This window comes from Hymenobacter sp. IS2118 (assembly GCF_000715495.1).
Lineage (GTDB): Bacteria > Bacteroidota > Bacteroidia > Cytophagales > Hymenobacteraceae > Hymenobacter.
In genome coordinates, this window is the sequence record NZ_JNLX01000084.1 from 39,921 (window position 1) to 56,667 (window position 16,747).

General features: G+C 59.5%; 11 protein-coding genes. 4 read left to right on the plus strand and 7 right to left on the minus strand.

Going from position 1 to position 16,747, the window contains the following annotated elements; genetic code table 11:
• Window positions 1-132: 132 nt before the first annotated feature.
• Entirely contained in the window at window positions 133-3,219 is a 3,087-nt protein-coding gene (locus GM79_RS07140) for a SusC/RagA family TonB-linked outer membrane protein (protein ID WP_051718626.1), read from the plus strand.
• Between the two features lie 57 nt (window positions 3,220-3,276).
• Window positions 3,277-4,602: a RagB/SusD family nutrient uptake outer membrane protein gene (locus GM79_RS07145; RefSeq protein ID WP_035561416.1), complete on the plus strand. Its 1,326-nt coding sequence runs from the start codon at window positions 3,277-3,279 to the stop codon at window positions 4,600-4,602.
• A 210-nt stretch (window positions 4,603-4,812) separates the two neighbouring features.
• Here the strand turns inward: GM79_RS07145 and GM79_RS07150 are convergent, their stop codons facing one another.
• A complete protein-coding gene (locus GM79_RS07150) occupies window positions 4,813-5,277 on the minus strand; it encodes a hypothetical protein (RefSeq protein WP_152559885.1) in 465 nt (154 codons plus the stop codon).
• A gap of 143 nt (window positions 5,278-5,420) precedes the next feature.
• Between GM79_RS07150 and GM79_RS07155 the strand changes: the two genes are divergently transcribed.
• Window positions 5,421-5,654, plus strand: coding sequence for a hypothetical protein (locus tag GM79_RS07155; RefSeq protein ID WP_051718617.1), 234 nt, complete (start codon window positions 5,421-5,423; stop codon window positions 5,652-5,654).
• A 218-nt stretch (window positions 5,655-5,872) separates the two neighbouring features.
• Here GM79_RS07155 and GM79_RS07160 read toward each other — a convergent pair whose 3' ends face one another.
• The 3 genes from GM79_RS07160 to GM79_RS07170 form a co-directional block, all read right to left on the minus strand.
• Complete coding sequence (locus GM79_RS07160; protein ID WP_035561419.1) at window positions 5,873-6,196, minus strand: hypothetical protein; 324 nt, start codon at window positions 6,194-6,196, stop codon at window positions 5,873-5,875.
• A 68-nt stretch (window positions 6,197-6,264) separates the two neighbouring features.
• Window positions 6,265-7,533, minus strand: coding sequence for an S-adenosylmethionine:tRNA ribosyltransferase-isomerase (locus tag GM79_RS07165; protein ID WP_035561422.1), 1,269 nt, complete (start codon window positions 7,531-7,533; stop codon window positions 6,265-6,267).
• Between the two features lie 33 nt (window positions 7,534-7,566).
• Window positions 7,567-8,370, minus strand: coding sequence for a class I SAM-dependent methyltransferase (locus GM79_RS07170; protein ID WP_235183941.1), 804 nt, complete (start codon window positions 8,368-8,370; stop codon window positions 7,567-7,569).
• A 209-nt stretch (window positions 8,371-8,579) separates the two neighbouring features.
• On the opposite strand from GM79_RS07170, the gene GM79_RS07175 reads away from it, so the two are divergent.
• A complete protein-coding gene (locus GM79_RS07175; protein ID WP_035561425.1) occupies window positions 8,580-9,194 on the plus strand; it encodes a hypothetical protein in 615 nt (204 codons plus the stop codon).
• A gap of 89 nt (window positions 9,195-9,283) precedes the next feature.
• Here GM79_RS07175 and priA read toward each other — a convergent pair whose 3' ends face one another.
• The 3 genes from priA to GM79_RS22805 form a co-directional block, all read right to left on the minus strand.
• Window positions 9,284-11,827: a primosomal protein N' gene (gene priA / locus GM79_RS07180; protein ID WP_035561429.1), complete on the minus strand. Its 2,544-nt coding sequence runs from the start codon at window positions 11,825-11,827 to the stop codon at window positions 9,284-9,286.
• Window positions 11,828-11,893: 66 nt separating this feature from the next.
• A complete protein-coding gene (locus GM79_RS07185; protein WP_035561433.1) occupies window positions 11,894-13,927 on the minus strand; it encodes a thioredoxin domain-containing protein in 2,034 nt (677 codons plus the stop codon).
• Between the two features lie 138 nt (window positions 13,928-14,065).
• Complete coding sequence (locus GM79_RS22805; protein ID WP_051718618.1) at window positions 14,066-16,660, minus strand: GSCFA domain-containing protein; 2,595 nt, start codon at window positions 16,658-16,660, stop codon at window positions 14,066-14,068.
• Window positions 16,661-16,747 lie beyond the last annotated feature (87 nt).

Sequence of the window (16,747 nt, forward strand, 5' to 3'; positions counted from 1 at the left end):
ATTCTTCAAACAATGCCCAAAAGGGCCAATTGCTTAATGAAGCGTGTTAGGCTTGTCTTGAAGTTGTTCTTGTATTTCAAAAAAAGCCATGTAGTAACCATTCTTCTAGTCACTCACCAACACTTTTTTCCCATGAAACACAAAATTTTTACTCATCTCAAGTTGTTTTCGCTGCTGCTTGCGTGCCTGCTGGCGGCGCCCGCCTGGGCCCAGCAAGCCATTAGTGGCCGTATTATCGGGGCCGACGGTACGGCGGTACCTGGCGCCACCGTTCTGGAGCGCGGCACGACCAACGGCGTCAGCACCAACGCCGACGGGGCGTTCAGCCTCACGGTGCAGCCCAGCGCAACGCTGCTTATCAGCTCGGTAGGATATACTTCCCAAACCGTTCCGGTAGGCTCGCAGTCCACTATTAATGTGACCTTGGCAATCAACACCACGCAGCTCAGCGAGGCGGTGGTGGTGGGCTACGGCACCCAATCGAAGGCCGACCTGACGGGCTCGGTGACTCAGATTTCGGGCCGGGAGATAGCCAACGCGCCGGTACCCAGCTTCGAGCAGGCTATTCAGGGCAAAGCGGCGGGGGTATTCATAGAAAACAGCAGCGGTAAGCTCGGCCAGGGCATCAAGGTGCGGGTGCGCGGCACCAGCTCGGTGAGCGGCGGCAACCAGCCCCTATATGTTATCGACGGCATCCCGCTGATTTCGGAAAACCTTTCGGGCACCGACGCGGCCACAAACCCCATCGCCGACCTGAATCCGAACGACATCGAAAGCCTTAGCATTCTGAAAGACGCCTCGGCTTCGGCTATCTACGGTTCACGGGCTTCCAATGGCGTGGTACTCATCACTACTAAGCGCGGCAAAGCTGGCGACAGCCGTTTCACGCTGGGCTACCAGACTGGCCTGAGCACGCCGACCAACAAAAAGGAGTTCTTGAATGCCACCGAGTACGTGGACTATTTTCGCGAAGCCGGCCGCAATGCCGGCCTTGAGGCCTTTGCCGAGGGCCGCCTGCGGCGCTACTCCGCCGGTAACGACGACTACAAAACCGGCGTCGTGAACACCGACTGGCAGGAAGAAGCGTTCCAGCGTGCGCCGTTTAGCCAGTACGACCTGAACGCGAGCGGCGGTAACGACAAAACCCGCTACTTTATTTCGGGCCTCTACAGCAACCAGAGCGGCATCCTGATTGGCAACAAGTTTGAGAAAATCGGAACCCGCATCAACCTCGACCAAAAGGCCACCGACAAGCTCTCCTTCGGCGTTAACGTGGCCCTGAGCCGGACGCGCAACAACCGAATTTCCAATGACAACGCCTTTAGCACGCCCATGCAGATTGTGGCGCTGGCGCCCATCTCGCCCACCATCGACCCGCGCACGGGCCTGACGAGTGGAGCCCTGGACCCGGTGACCGGCAACCCCAATACCAACTTTCCCACGTATTACAACCCCGTGTTGAGCCTCATTGGGTCCGATTATGTGGCCACGGTGTACCGCACGCTGGGCAACGTGTTTGCCCAATACGAACTAATACCTGGCCTTACGTTTCGGAGCGAACTGGGCCTGGACTTGCTGAATCAGGAAGAAAACCAGTTTGCCGGCCGTATCACGGCCCGCAACAGCGGCCCGAACAACGGCGATGGCTTCAACCGCCGCGTGACCGTGGGCCGCTACACCACCAATAACTTCCTTACCTACCGCAAAACCTTCAACGAAACCAGCACCCTGGAAGTGGTAGGGGGCATGGCCTTCGAAGAGCGTCGCCTGAAGTCCAATAGCGTATCGGGCCAGCAGTTTGCCAGCGATGCTTATAAAACCATCACCAGCGCAGCCAGCATCAACGCCGGTAGCTCCAACGAGACGCGTAACACGCTGTTGTCTTATTTCGGACGCGGTAACTTTGCGTTTGCCAACAAATATCTGGTCAGCGCCAGCCTGCGCGTCGACGGCTCATCGCGCTTTGGCGATAACCAACGGTACGGCTATTTCCCAGCCGCTTCCGTGGGGTGGGTTATCACCGAAGAATCGTTTTTACAGGACCAAAACGTGCTTAGTTTTCTTAAGCCGCGCGTGAGCTACGGACTGACCGGCAACCAGGAGTTTGGCGACTTTGGCTCGCTGGGTTTGTTTGCCGGCGACGCCGGCTACGCGGGCATTCCCGGCCAGCGCCCCAGCCAACTCGAAAACAAAGACCTTAAATGGGAGTCGACGGCTCAGGTTGATGTCGGCCTGGAGTTTGGATTCCTGGACAACCGCCTGAGCGGCGAGGTGGACGTGTACCAAAAGAAAACCAATGATTTGGCCCTCAACGTGAACGTGCCCGGCACCTCTGGTTTTTTGCGGCAGTTTCGTAACGTGGGCAAGCTGGAAAACCGGGGCATCGAGTTTGTGCTGAACACGCGCAACCTCATCGGGGACTTCACCTGGAACACCAGCTTCAACGCTTCCATCAACCGCAACAAGGTCACCAACCTCGACGGGCAGGTAATTGAGGGCGGCTTTCTCAACCGGGCCATCGAGGGCCAGCCGCTGGGCGCGTTCTACGGCCAGGAGTACGCCGGCGTGAACCCCCGCAACGGCTCGGCGGTGTACTACCTGAACACGCCTAATGCCGACGGCAGCCTCAACCGCGACACGACCAGCAGCTACGCCGATGCCGAGCGGGTGCTCATCGGCAACCCCAACCCCAAGTGGAGCGGGGGCGTTACCAACACGTTCGGCTACAAGGGCATCGACCTGAGCTTCACCTTTCAGGGCGTGTTCGGCAACGACGTGTACGACGGCGGCGGCAAGTTCCAGTCGGCCAACGCCGGCGGCGGCTTCGACAACCTGACCCGCGACCAGCTGGACCGCTGGCAGAAGCCCGGCGACATCACCAACGTACCCCGCGCCGTGCTCTTCGACGTGTACGGCACGGGCGGCGGAGGCGAGTCGTCGCGCTTCCTCTCCGATGGTTCCTACGTGCGCCTGAAAACCGTGACCCTGGGCTACAACATTCCGTCGGGTTTCCTCAAACCGGCCCGCCTACAGTCGGCCCGGCTTTACTTCAGCGCCGTCAACCTGCTGACTTTTACCGATTACAAGGGCTGGGACCCGGAAGTCAATGCCGACTACTTGTCCAGTGGCGCCAACACCGGCAACATTGCCCAAGGCAACGACTTTTATTCGGCTCCCCAAGCCAAAACCTTCACGTTTGGCGTCAACGTGGGCTTTTAGGCCCGCGTAGCCGCTATTGACAACGGTCGGTTTTTCACCCTTTCGAATATACTCTTCATGAAAAAGATATTACAATTCCTCGCTTTGGCCGCCGCGTTAGCTGCGGGTCCGTTGGCTGGCTGCAATGGCAAGCTCGACGTGGAACCCATTGACCGGGTCCGAGCCGAAAAAGCCCTGCTGACCTCTGCCGACGTGGAGGCCGCTCTGGTGGGCTCCTACAGTGCCCTCAGCAGCAACCGCCTGTACGCGGGCTACATTCAGTTTCTGGCCGAGCTGCTGGGCGATAACGGCGACATTGCTTTTGTCGGCACGTTCACCCAGCCCCGCGAGTTCATTCAAAAAACGATACTCGTGGGCAACACCTTTGCCGCCGCTACCTGGATTGACGCCTACAATGCCATCAACGGTACCAACAACGTGCTGGCTAATAAGGACAAGGTAGTTGCCGTGCGCCAAAACCGGGTAGAGGCCGAGGCCAAGTTCATTCGGGCCTCGCTTTATTTTGAGCTGGTGCGACTGTACGGCCGTGATTGGAACGACGGCAACCCCCAAACCAACCTGGGGGTACCGCTGGTGCTCACGCCCACGCTGGCGGTAACCGAAGCCTCGCGGGTGCCCCGCAACACCGTAGCCGAAGTGTATGCCCAGGTCATAGCCGACCTGGTTGACGCTGAAGCTAAGCTACCCGCGGGCAACGGATTCTTCGCCACCAAAGGCGCCGCTGCGGCCATGCTGGCTCGGGTGTACCTGCAGCAGGGCCGCTTTGCCGAAGCCCGCGACGCCGCCAACCGCGTCATTGCTTCCAATCGTTATGACCTGACCAATTCGTTCGCCGAGGAATTTGAAACCACCACCAACACCTCTGAGGACATATTTGCGATTCAAATCACGTCCCAGGACGGATTAAACGACCTCAATACCTACTATTCGGGTAGCCAGCGCGGCGACATTGAAGTGAGCGATGATTTTATCAATCTTTATGGCGCCACTGATGAGCGGGGCGAGTTTTTCGACGACGTTTACACCCTGAAGTTCGACGAACAATACAGCAACGTGAAGCTAATTCGATTGGCCGAGATGTACCTGATTCGGGCTGAAGGGAACGTGCGCTTGGGTACGTCGGTAGGCGACACGCCCCTGGCCGACCTGAACCTGGTGCGGGCCCGCGCCGGCGCCGCGCCCCTTGCCAGCGCCACCCTGAACGCCGTGCTGCTGGAGCGTCGTCTGGAGCTAGCATTTGAAGGATTCCGCATTCACGACCTCAAACGGCTCAAACAAAACGTGGGCGCGTTCCCATTCAATGCGCCCCGGCTGGTGCTACCCATTCCTCAGCGCGAACGCGACGTGAATCCGAACCTGGTGCAGAACGAGTTTTACCTGTAGCATATTCACCTTTTAATACAAGAAGGGCCGTGACATGTGTCACGGCCCTTCTTGTTGCTGCGTAACTGATGTTGCGCGGTGTTTGTGCCGGGGCCTCAGAAGCTGAATTTTGCAGCTTCTGCCAAGCGTCTTTCTATGCAATCTGTCCGAGTAGTGCGGATAGTAGCAACGAGGAAATCAGTAAGCATAGCATGGTGCTTTCCTCATGCGCTATTCTTCGTCCTCAGAGCCGAAATCCAGGGTTCGGGCCAAGTCTACGGCTTCCTGGGCTACTTCCTCCAGCAGCTCCGGGGCGTCGGCATCGAGCGTGCGGCCGAAGAGGTTAAGCAACTCCTCGCCCTGCTCGTTCACGTACAGGTTCTCGTAGAGGCGGTCAAAAAGACGGGCTTCGCGGCCTACGATGCGGTCGATGTCTTCGGGGGAGCGGGCTTCGCTTAGGGCGCGGTGCAGCACGTCGAGCACCTGCCGGCTCTCGTCGTGCTCACCAAGCTCCGATACCAGTTTGAGCAAACTCATGGCTACGCCCAGGCGCACCTGTTCGAAGCGGAAGGGCCGCTCCGGCGTCGGGGCCTTTTGCAGGAGGTCGTAGGCCCGCAGGGTGGTGGGGGTGAGGTAATACTTCACGTCGTTGGGCGCGGTGAAGGCAAGGTGCAGGAGCTGTTCGTAGGGCGTCATGGCAAAGGCGCGGGCCCGGTGCCGTAACACGGCCGGGGGTGGTGCGTAAGCAGAAAGCCGAAAGGTACGCGGTGAACGGAAGCCCGCCTTCGTTTTTTCGCGATGCTGAACTTTAAGTACTTCATTTATAATTGATTTATCTGATGACGCACAAAAATAAATGGCTGCTCTTTTCGCCCCTGGGCCTGGCTACCATCGGAGCGGGCGCCTGCCTGGTTCATTGGGCGGGCAGCCTCAAAGACCAGCAAGCGCCCACCCGGCAGTGGGTGGCCGCCGGTACCGGCGCACTAGTCGTCCTCAACGCCGGGATGAGCCTGTTTGGGCGCGGCATTCTGGAACGGGTGCGTCATGAAGCGCACGAAAAAGCATCCGTATAGCGGGCTTGAGATTTAAATAATCCCTGTTGCTGAATTTGCAGCCCTTTGCTTGAGATGAGCATAAAAAGGCGGGCTCGCGAAATCTCAGAAGCTCAAATTTTGGTCACAAAAAAAGCCCCAAACAGTGTGTTGGGGCTTTTTTGTGACCAAAATTTGAGCTGCCTGAAAATGGGGCTCTACTGCATGACAGGTTGCTGTCGCAGCGTAAAACCGAAGGCTTATTCGGTTTTCTCTTTGAGTTTCCGGGTGCCTTTTTTCGCGGCGTTGCTGGTGTTGCGGGCAGCACGCTTTGCCGTTTTGCTGGTTTTGCGGGCGGCACGTTTCACTGCGTTGCCGGTTTTGTCGGCAATGTTGCCGGCGGCATCCTTGGTGTTGTCGAGGGCCTCGCCAACGTTGGTTTTACCCGTCTTAGTAGTGGTTTTCACCGTGCCATTGTCCCGTACTTCGACTTCGGTTGTGGTATTGGCTGGGGTAACATCCTGGGCGTTGGCAGCAGTGGTGGCGAGGGCCAGGCCAGCGAACAACAAAAACGATTTTTTCATGAGAAACTATTTTAAAAAGATAAGTGCGGCCTTCTACGCGGCACTGGAACAGATGTTTTTAAATCTCCTTACTTCTTCTCCTCCGGAAGCAGCAGCGAGCTGTCGCCGTAGCTAAGAAAGCGGTAGTCGTGGGCCAATGCGTGGTCGTACACGGCTCGCCATTGCGGCCCCAGCAGCGCCGCCACCAGCAGCAAAAGGGTGCTCTCGGGTTGGTGAAAATTGGTGATGAGCCCATCCACCAACCGGAAGTGGTAGCCCGGCGCAATTAGCAGGCGGGTGCTGGCCTGCAAGGTGTCGGTACCCGCCGCAGCCAGGTAGTCGAGCAGTGCCGTTAAGGCGGCTTCGGGGCTGATGCTGGCGGCGGCTTCCGCCATTTCGTAGGGCTGCCACTGCGTCACGTTCAACGCTGCCGTCTCGGTTGCGGCCAGGACCGGTGGAGGCAACTGCAAAAGGCCTACGCCGAGCCAATACAGGGTTTCCAGGGTGCGCAGGCTGGTGGTGCCCACCGCTAGCACGGGCCGGGGCCGGTGGCCCAGCAGCTGCCGCAGCAAAGCGGCCGAAACCAGAATCGGCTCGGTGTGCATGGGGTGGTCGGCCATTTGGTCGGCCTTCACCGGCTGGAAGGTACCCGCCCCCACATGCAGCGTTACGTGCCCCGTCGAAAACCCTTCCTGGGCCAACTCCGCCAGAATTTCGGGAGTGAAGTGCAGCCCGGCGGTGGGCGCCGCTACGGCGCCTTCGGTAGCCGCGTACACGGTTTGGTAGCGCACGGCATCGGCCGGCGTGTCGGTTCGGCCGAGGTAGGGGGGGAGGGGCAGGTGGCCGCCGGCCCGCAGCACTTCCGCAAAAGGTAGCTCGGCCGGCAGCCAGTGGAAGTCAACGAGAGCGGTGCCAGCTTCCTGTACCCGGCGCTCGGCCCATAGGGTAGCCGACTCACCTTCTGCGGTAGTGAATTCCAGGGTAACCGGGCCGTCTTTCCAGCGCCGGCCGTTGCCCACCAGGCAGCGCCAGGTACAGTGCCCGGTTTGTTGCAGGGCTAGTTCCAAGCTGCGGTGCGGGGCCACGGGTTCCAGACAAAACAACTCCACTTGCCCGCCCGTGGGCCGTCGGGCCAGGAGCCGGGCCCGCACCACGCGGGTATCATTGAATATCAGCAGGGCCCCGGCCGGCAGCTCCTGCGGTAGCTCCCGAAAGCTTTTGTCGGTGATTTCTCCGTTGCGGCACACCAGCAGCTTGCTGGCGGCCCGGTCTGGCAAGGGTTCGGGGGCGATGCGCTCGGGCGGGAGCGGGTAAGTGAAATCCTGAATGGAGAGGTGGCGCGGGTGCGGGGCAGTCATGGCGCAAAGGTCGGGCACCCCGGCCAAAACCGCCTACTTCGGCCGCCGAAAGAACAGCAGATGCTGCTGCGGCAGGGTTTCCACGGCTTCCACAAATTCCAGGCCCACGGCGGCCATTTCCTTGCGGGCCTGCTCCACGCTCATCTTATGAATGCGTTTGATGGGCACGTTGGGGTCCTCGGCCCGGTACTCGACCAGGGCCAGGCGGCCAGTACCCGGCTTCAGCGCCTGGCGCATGGCCCGGCCCATTTCGCGAGGGCGGTCAAATTCGTGGTAGGCATCTACAATCAGAATCAGGTCCACGCTGTCGGCTGGCAGGGCCGGGCTGGTGGTGGTGCCCAGCACCGGCCGCACGTTGGGCGCGTTGCGTTCGCGCCGGTTGGCTTGCAGCGTAGCAATCATTTCGGGTTGAATATCAACGGCTAATACCTGCCCTTTGGGCACCTTTTTGGCCATTTGGAAGGAAAAGTAGCCGGTGCCGGCTCCGATGTCGGCCACCACATCGGTCGGTTTCAGCTTCAGCGCATTGATGAGTTTATCGGTCCCTTCTTCCTGGCGGCGGTCGCTACGCTCGAGCCAGTCGGCTCCTTCGTGGCCCATGACGTGGGCAATCTGGCGGCCCATATAATAGGTGCCGATGCCGTTGAGGTCGCGGGGCGGAGCTGTTACGTAGCCACTGGTGTCACTCTTCACCATGGCCTGCAGGCGTCCTTCGGCACTTGCCGAGGGGCGCGTTTCGGCAGGCAACTGGGTGCAGCCAAAACCCACCAGTCCCACACTGCTACCAGCTACCGCAACCCATACTGCCCGCTGCCATGTCAACAAAAAATAACTCATATGTTTCGCAAGTAAGCATATTTACGGTTTTCCAACAGCAATTCGAGGGGGAGCGTTCAGCTGTCTGTCTGGCAGTTTCACTTCCAGCGACTTATGCTGTCGAAATTCAATAAGTATTTTTTTGTGTCAAAAAAAGGTCGGATAAGTTCGTCTCACATTACATTTGGCCGTAGAACGCACATTTCCATTTTTCATTTCCCCCTTTTCATATGAAAAACACTTTTTCTCCTTTCGCGAAGCTTATTGCTCTCGCCGCTTGCGCCCTCACGCTGGGCAGCTGCAGCCGGGCCGACTACGCGATGCTGCCCAAGGGCGGTTCTTACCACGGCGTGAGCCGGGTAGCTACGCCGGTTCCCGCTAAGGCTGAAACCGCCGCCGTTGTTGCCACGCCCGAAGCAGTGGTAGCCCAGGAAGTTGCTGTTGCGTCTGCTCCCGCGGCCGTAGCGACCACCGTAGCTCAGCCTAAAGCCGCCGCCAAAACGGCCAAGGTAGCCGCTCCAGCTGTGGCCAGCACTACGGCTGCTGCCGCTCCTGCCCCCAAAACCACGCTTGCCCAGCGCATCGCGCTCAACACCGTGACGCGCAAGATTGATAAGCTCGTTCAGAAGTCGGGTGCCATGAAAAAGCACGAAAACATCGCGGCTACCAGCAGACTTGAAGGCAAGCTGCGGCAGGGTTTAATTCTGCTCTTGGTTGGCTTGTTGGTTGGCATCGTAGGTGGTGCCGTAGGTGGCAGCATCGGCGGCATCATTGGCCTGTTGGGTCTGATTCTGTCCATCGTTGGCATCATACTCATCGTTCTTTACCTACTGGACGAAGTTTAATTGCCCCATAATTAACTAAAAACAAACCCCGTCTGCAACCGCAGACGGGGTTTGTTTTTGACTGACACTACCACTTTATCTGCGGCGGTCTACATCGGGTCCACATCGGCCACCAGGCGGGCCTGCTTGAATTCTTTCTGGTCCTTTACCACGTCCATGGCGGCGCAAATCTGCTCCTTGGCCCATTTCAAAGCGGTATGGGCGCGGTCAAGTTTGATGGTGATTTCCTGCAGGTAGAAGTTGCGGATGCGGAAGATGTAGGGTGCCTCCGGGCCCAGCACGGCTGCGCGGCCCAGGCGCTCTACCAATTGCTCGGTGAGCAAAATGGCGGCCTGCTCGCCCAGGCCCTGCTCCATGTGCTTCACCGTCATTTTAATGATGCGCATGAAGGGCGGGTAGCCGTGTTCCTGCCGCTGCATGATTTCGTAGTTGTAAAACTCCGCGTAATCATTGCGAATCACCTTGTCGAAAATCACCTGCGTGGGGTCAGAAGTCTGGATGATAACCTTACCTTTTTTGCCCTTGCGCCCGGCCCGGCCGCTCACCTGCACAAACATCTGGTAGGCCCGCTCGTGGGCCCGGAAATCGGGGTAATGAATGATGCTGTCGGCGTTGATGATGCCCACGAGGCTCACGTTGGCGAAGTCCAGGCCCTTCGTCACCATCTGCGTGCCCACCAGCACGTTGGTGTTCTGCTTCTCGAAGTCGCCGATGATTTGCTGGTAGCTGTTTTTGGCGCGGGTCGTGTCCAGGTCCATCCGCTGAATGTTGGCTTGGGGCAGCATGATTTTGAGGTCATCCTCAATCTTCTCGGTGCCGAAACCCTGGGTTTTTACGGCGCGGGAGCCGCAGGCAGGGCACTTGGTCACCATGCTGTCGTGGTAGCCGCAGTAGTGGCAGCGTAGCTCGTGGCTGTGCTTGTGGTAGCTCAGGCTCACGGCGCAGTTGGTGCATTTGGGTATCCAGCCGCAGTCCTGGCAGGCCACCACGGGCGCATAGCCGCGCCGGTTTTGAAAGAGTATCACCTGTTCCTGCCGGCCCAGGGTGCGCTCCACCTCGCCCAGCAGGTCGGCGGTGAAGTGGTTGTGCATGGTTTTCTGCTCGCGGGCCTTGCGGGTGTCCACCAGCTCAATGTCGGGCATGCCGGCCTCGCCAAAGCGCTTGGTGAGGCTCACCAGCCCGTAGCGACCCTGTTTAGCCTGATAATAGGTTTCTACGGCCGGCGTAGCCGAGCCCAGTAGCGTTTTCGCGCCCTGGAAGTTGGCCATCATCAGGGCTACTTCGCGGGCGTTGTAGCGCGGGGCGGGGTCGTACTGTTTGTAGCTGGACTCATGCTCCTCGTCCACGATAATCAGCGAGAGGTTATCAAACGGCAAAAACACCGCCGAGCGCACGCCCACCACCACCTGAAACCGGCCCGAGAGCACGCCATTCCACACTTCCACCCGCTCATTGTCGGAGAATTTGGAATGATAAACCCCCAGCCGCGAACCAAACACGCGCATGAGGCGGGTCACAATCTGGGCGGTGAGGGCAATTTCGGGCAGCAGGTACAGCACCTGCCCGCCGCTCTCCAAAGCCTTGCGGATGAGGTCGATGTAAATCTCGGTTTTGCCGGCGCCGGTCACGCCGTGCAGCAATGTTATTTCCCGCTCCCCAAAATGGGCCATTATCTCGTCCCGCGCCGTGGTTTGGGCCTCGGTGAGGGTGAAATGCAGCTGGGCCGTGGGCTCGTCTTCCAGCGGGAAGCGGCTCACAATCACATCAAACTGTTCCAGTACGCCGTTTTTAATGAGCGTGTTCACGGCCGAGGCCGACAGGTGCGGACTGCTGGTCAGGTAGGCCTTCTCAATGCCGTTTTGATTGGAGTACTCGTTTTGGTGCACCGGCACGCGCTGCAGGTACTTCAGCAGCACATCCAGCTGCTTGGGCTTGCTGGCGAGGCTGTTAAACAGCTGTTCAATGGAAGCCTCCGACACAAAATGATGGGCCAGCCGGACCTTTTTCACCACTTTGGGCGAGTATTTATCGGCCGTGTGCTCAAAGAGGAATATGACCTCCTTGTGCATCAGCGACTTTATCACCTTGTGAAAAGAGGTAATCCCCAGCAGCTCGCCCACTTCGGTAAAGGTCAGGGCTTTGCCATCTTCGGTGGTGCCCAGGGCGTCCACAATCAACTCCTCCTGCGCGCTCAGCGGGTACTCGTTTTCCTCCCGCGAGAAGCGCGGGTGCAGCTGTATCCGCGACTCCGAGCTGAGCTTGAGCGCCGAGGGCAGGGCCGCGTTTATCACCTCACCAATGGTGCACATGTAGTAGTCGGCCATCCAGCGAAACAGCTTCAGCTGCGGCTGCGTCACCACGGGCGCATCGTCGATGAATTCGAGAATGTACTTGGCCTGGTATTCCTTGGGCGCCTGCTCGTGCACGGCCGCTACAATGCAGCTGAGCGTCTTTTTGGCCCCAAACTGAACGATAACGCGCCCACCAACCACCACGTTGTCATTCAGCTCATACGGCACGCGGTACGTGTAGAGCCGGGGCAGCGGCAGGGGCAGAATAACGTCAGCAAACAGCGTCACCCGGTCGGCGGCAGGCGCGGCGGCGGGGGTGATAAAATCAAGCGTGAAACTCAAAACAGCAGCGGAGAAGGGGGCGGATAATAAAGGTAAGCAGGGCAGGCGCCGGGGCACCGCGCGGCGCTACAAGGCTGCCAGAGCTTCCGCCACGCTATAAACCGGCGCCAAGCAGGCCCGGTTCCGGCAAATGTGGATGGCCGTGCGCCCGGCGGTGCCGGACTTGAGGTGCCGGAGCAGGGGGAGGGCTGAACCTGTTTTGGTGCCCGCTATTACCGTATCAAACAAAAAATGCCGGCTTAGTTCCTGACGAAAAGCGCGGGCCTCCGGGCCCATGATGGCGATTTCGGCACCCGGCCGCAGCTGGGCTGCGTACAGTGCGGCCCAGTTGGTGAGGTGCTGCGGCTCTTTCACCACCAGCTGGCGCACCTGGGCCAGCATGGCGGCAGCCAGGTCCGAGTAGCGGGCGTTTTCCAGGTGGCGGCCCAGGCGGTGCAGGTTGTGCGCCATCACGGAGTTCGATGCGGGAATCACGTTGTCGAACAGCTCTTTTTTGCGGGCGATGAGCGGCTCGGCACGGCTGTCGGTGTAGAAAAACTGCGTTTCGGCAGAGTCGAAAAAGTTATTCAGCACGTACTCCGTCAGCGCTTCGGCTTCGCGCAGCCACGTTTCCACGAAGCTCACTTCGTAGAGGCTGATATAGGCCTGAATGACCAAGGCGTAATCTTCCAGGAAGCCGTTGATGCTGGGGCGGCCGTTTTTGCAGGTCCGGAACAGGCAGGCGCCCTCCCGCAGGTTGGCCTCGATGAAGCGGGCGTTGTGCTCGGCCATTGCCAGGAATTCCGGCTCGGCGAAGGCCCGGTAAGCATCGGTGAGGCCCTGAAGCATGAGGGCGTTCCAGCCGGTCAGGATTTTGTCATCGAGGCCGGGGCGGACGCGGGTGGCGCGCACAGCCATAATTTTTTGCTTCCAACCCGCTACCAGTTCCGCCACCGCGCCGGACGTTAGCTGGTGGGAGGTGGCAAAGTCCTCTTTGGTTTGGCGGCGGTGCAGAATGTTGCGGCCGTGCTCCCAGTTGCCGGCCGCCGTGCAGTTGTAATAATCGGAGAAAAGCGGCTCCTCGTCTCCAATAATTCCGCGCAGCTCGTCCTTGGTAAAGACGTAGAACCGGCCCTCCTCGCCCTCACTGTCCGCATCGAGCGACGAATAAAAGCCGCCTTCGGCATTGGTCAGCTCCAGGCGAATGAATTCCACGGTATCGTACACAACGTCGCGAAACAGCTCGTTCTGCGTCGCCTGAAACGCCTCGCTGTAGAGGCTCAGCAGCTGGCCATTGTCGTACAGCATTTTTTCGAAGTGCGGCGCCAGCCACTCCGCATCCACCGAATAGCGGGCAAAGCCGCCGTGCGCTTGGTCGTAGATGCCGCCCCAGGCCATTTCGCGCAGCGTTAGCACTGTCTGGTCCAGCAGCACCTGGCTGCCGCTCACGACGTGCGCCCCCAGCAAAAAGCGCCAGATGCTGGGCATGGGAAACTTCGGTTCTCGGTTCATGCCGCCCCGCTCGCGGTCAAATTGCACTTCCAGGTTGTAGGTCAAAAGCTTGAATTCCTCATCTGAAACCCCACCATCTGCCGGTTGCCCCTGATGCTTTTGCAGCTCGCTACCGCCGATGACTTCCATAAACCGCTCGGCCGATTGCTCTAACTCCGCCCGGTGTTCGCCGGCATAGGCTTCGCCGATGTTCTGGAGCAGCTTCACCCAGTTGCCCTGGGGGAAGTAGGTGCCGCCATAAAAGGGTTTGGCGGCCGACGTCAGGAATACGTTGAGGGGCCAGCCGCCCTGCAAGCCCATGGCGTGCAGCGCATCCATGTAAATCTGGTCCACGTCGGGCCGTTCTTCCCGGTCTACTTTGATGCAAACGAAATTGGCGTTCATGACCGCCGCAACGGCTTCGTTTTCGAAGGATTCCCGTTCCATTACGTGGCACCAGTGGCAGGCCGCGTAACCGATGCTCACCAGAATAGGCTTTTGCTCCGCCTGCGCCCGGCCCAACGCCTCCGGACCCCACGGGTACCAGTCCACAGGATTATAGGCGTGCTGCTGCAAGTAAGGACTGGTTTCCTGAGCAAGACGGTTAGGCAACTGCGAAGCGTGGTCCATGATAATAAGGAAGAGCTAAAACACCAAACCCGGCCATTGTGGCCGGGTTTGGAAGTAAGTAGACATTTAAAAAAGCTAGTTGTCGGTTGCTCGTTATCAGTTGTCCGGTAGGAAAACATCAAAATCTGACCACTCAAATCAAGCGGGTTTCGCCGGTTTGCGGGGAGCCTTAGGCTTCGCTGCTACTGGTTTCTCAGAAGCGACTGGTTTGGCTTTGGCGGCGGGTTTGGCTTTAGGCTTTGCCACGGGCTTGGCTTTGGCGGTGGGCTTGGCTTCAGGCTTTGCCGCTGGTGTGGCTTTAGGTTTAGCCACAGGCTTAGGCTTGGCGGCAGAAGCGGGTTTCTTTGCTGTCGGAGCCTTTTCTGGTGCTTTTACCTCGGCCACGGGAGGCGTCGGCTTAGCCTCTGGTACTGGAGTTGGCGCTACAGTTTTCTTAGTAGCCATCTTCTTGGGAGCGGGCACTTTTTCAGAAAGCGTGTTTTCCGCTGGCGCTACTTTTGTGGCAGGAGTACGTTTTGCGGGTGCTTTAACGGGCGCGTCCGGTTCTATCAGGGATGCCGAAGAGCCCGTCATGCGGCCCGCCGCCACCTGCGTGCGGAGCTGGAGCGCATCGGCCACCGGAATAACGGGCGTATCGACGGCTGGCTTTTCAGCTCTGGCTCCGCTCACTGCCCGCTTTGCCCGATTGGAGCGCCGCGCCGGAGCGGCTGCCGGCGCCTCGGCCGAAACCGCAGTCTCGGCCGGAGCAGCGGCTGCTTCAGTTGCGGCAGGCTGATTTCCACGCTGATTGCGGTTTCGGGCTGGCGCATCTGTTGCTTCTACAGCACCGGAAAGGTCTTCCGCATTGCCATTCGTCGCGGGCGAGGTTTCGATAACGGGGCGCGGAGCCTCGGTGCCGGTTGCTGCGCCGTCGCCGGCTGGCCCGCTGCCTTTTCTGCCGCGGTTGCGGTTGTTACGAGACTTTTGAGGAGCGGCGGCTGGTGCGTCCAACGCCGTTGCCGGAGCCTCAGCCTGCGGTTCATTCGCTGCCGAAACCGCTGCTACGTCCTCAGCCGATATAGCCGAATCTGGAGCTGCGGTAGAACCGGCCGCAAACAACTCCTTCCGCTGCACGCGCCCAGTCTCATTGCGGCGCCCGCCTCTTTGCACCGGCGCCGGGTTGGTGCCCGGAGTCTGATGGTCTTCCGATTGGTCGCTGGCAGTGGTGCCAAGGTCGTCCGCATTCGCTTCCTGCAAGCCAGTGCCAGATTCGTCTTCCGGCATGGTCTCGCCAGCGGCTAAGCGTAGTGCGTTTTTGCGGGCGGTTCTTTTGGCGCCGCCCCGCGAGCGGCGCTTCTTCTTTTTCGCGGTTTCATCCGTTCCCGCTTCGTTGTTCGCGGCTTGCTCCAGGCTTTCTTCGGCCTGGCTCAGCTCAGATGGCACAAACACGACCGGCAAATCAGTAGCAGTGGTTTCCGACTGGTCCTGAACCAGAGAAGCAGCCACTTGAAACTGCTCGTTTTCGGAAGGCGTCTGCGGTTGGCCTTTGCCTCGGCCATCGCGGCGGCCACGTTCGGGCCGGGCCGGCCGCGCCGCGCGTTGCGCCCGGAATTCTTCCGGCGACAAGCGTGGCGGCCGCCCTTCAACAAGCGCCGCCGGGGGCATAAGCGGAGCCGTGGCAACATCGGTGCGGGCAGGCCCGGCATCCTCGCCGATGTCAACCCGCTCTTCATCGTCCTCCAGAACAACGACGGGTTCCGGCTGCTTCGGTACCGGCAAAGCCATTATTCTGGCACGTACATCGTTCAGCTCGGTGGTTACCTCCACTCTGCGCAGGCTCAGCTGCTCCAGCTTTTCCATGGTGTTCACCAGGAACTGCCTGTGCTCGGGGGCCCCTTCGTGCAACGGGCGGTGGCCCAGCGACTGCCGAACGGCCGCCCATTCCTTCCGGAACCGACCAAAATCGGCATCGAAATACGTTCGGGCAAACTTATCCCAAACGTATTCCTCCGCTACTTCCGACGGATGCAGCATGTCGGAAGCGTAAAAGCGGTAGTCGCGCAAATCATCCACCAGCAGCTCGTAGGCCGGGAAATAGGCCACGCCCGGCAGCAAGTCACTCACAATATGAGTCGCTAATCGCAGCACCGATTTGCTGACCGAGTTCAGCGGCAAGGTGTCTTTCAGGTGCCGTACCGGGCTCACCGTCACCACAAATCGCAGATTGGGGTTGATGCGCCGTAGGTATGCGTGCGTTTCGGCCAGGGCATTGATGACTTCGTCCGGCGTCAACAGCTCCTTCACAAAAAGGTCGGCGGGCTGCTTGTGGCAGTTGTTCACCAGCTCGCCGGTTTCGCGCAGGCGGTAGGTCCAGGCGGTGCCCAGCGTCAGCAATACCACGTCGGCTTGCCGCAGAAAATCGCCGGTGCGCCGCACCAACTCCTGAATGTGCAGGAGCAAGTCCACCGGCGAATCGGCCCCGATGCTGCCGTGCAGGTCGTAGCTCTGCCAGCGCCCGCGGGCATACACCAGGTGCTGCTGCCAGTCTACGTCTTCGCCGGCCGCCGCCCGCAGCAACCGCGCCAGCGCCAAGGGCTGAAACACGGTGCCAAAGGGGTTTACCAACGTTTTGACCTTGTTGGCCGCGAGCCGCGCACCGATGCTATCGGCGAAGCAGGAGCCCACGGTAAGCACCTGCGCGGTGCGTGCTAGCTGGTCAGTAGCCGGGGCAATTGGTATTTCAGTTCTAAACATCGAAGCAAAAATAGCCCTTAACCTGTAGTTTAGGCCGAGGGGTAATAAAAAAGCCCTGCCAGAAGGCAAGGCTTTTTTACTTAATTA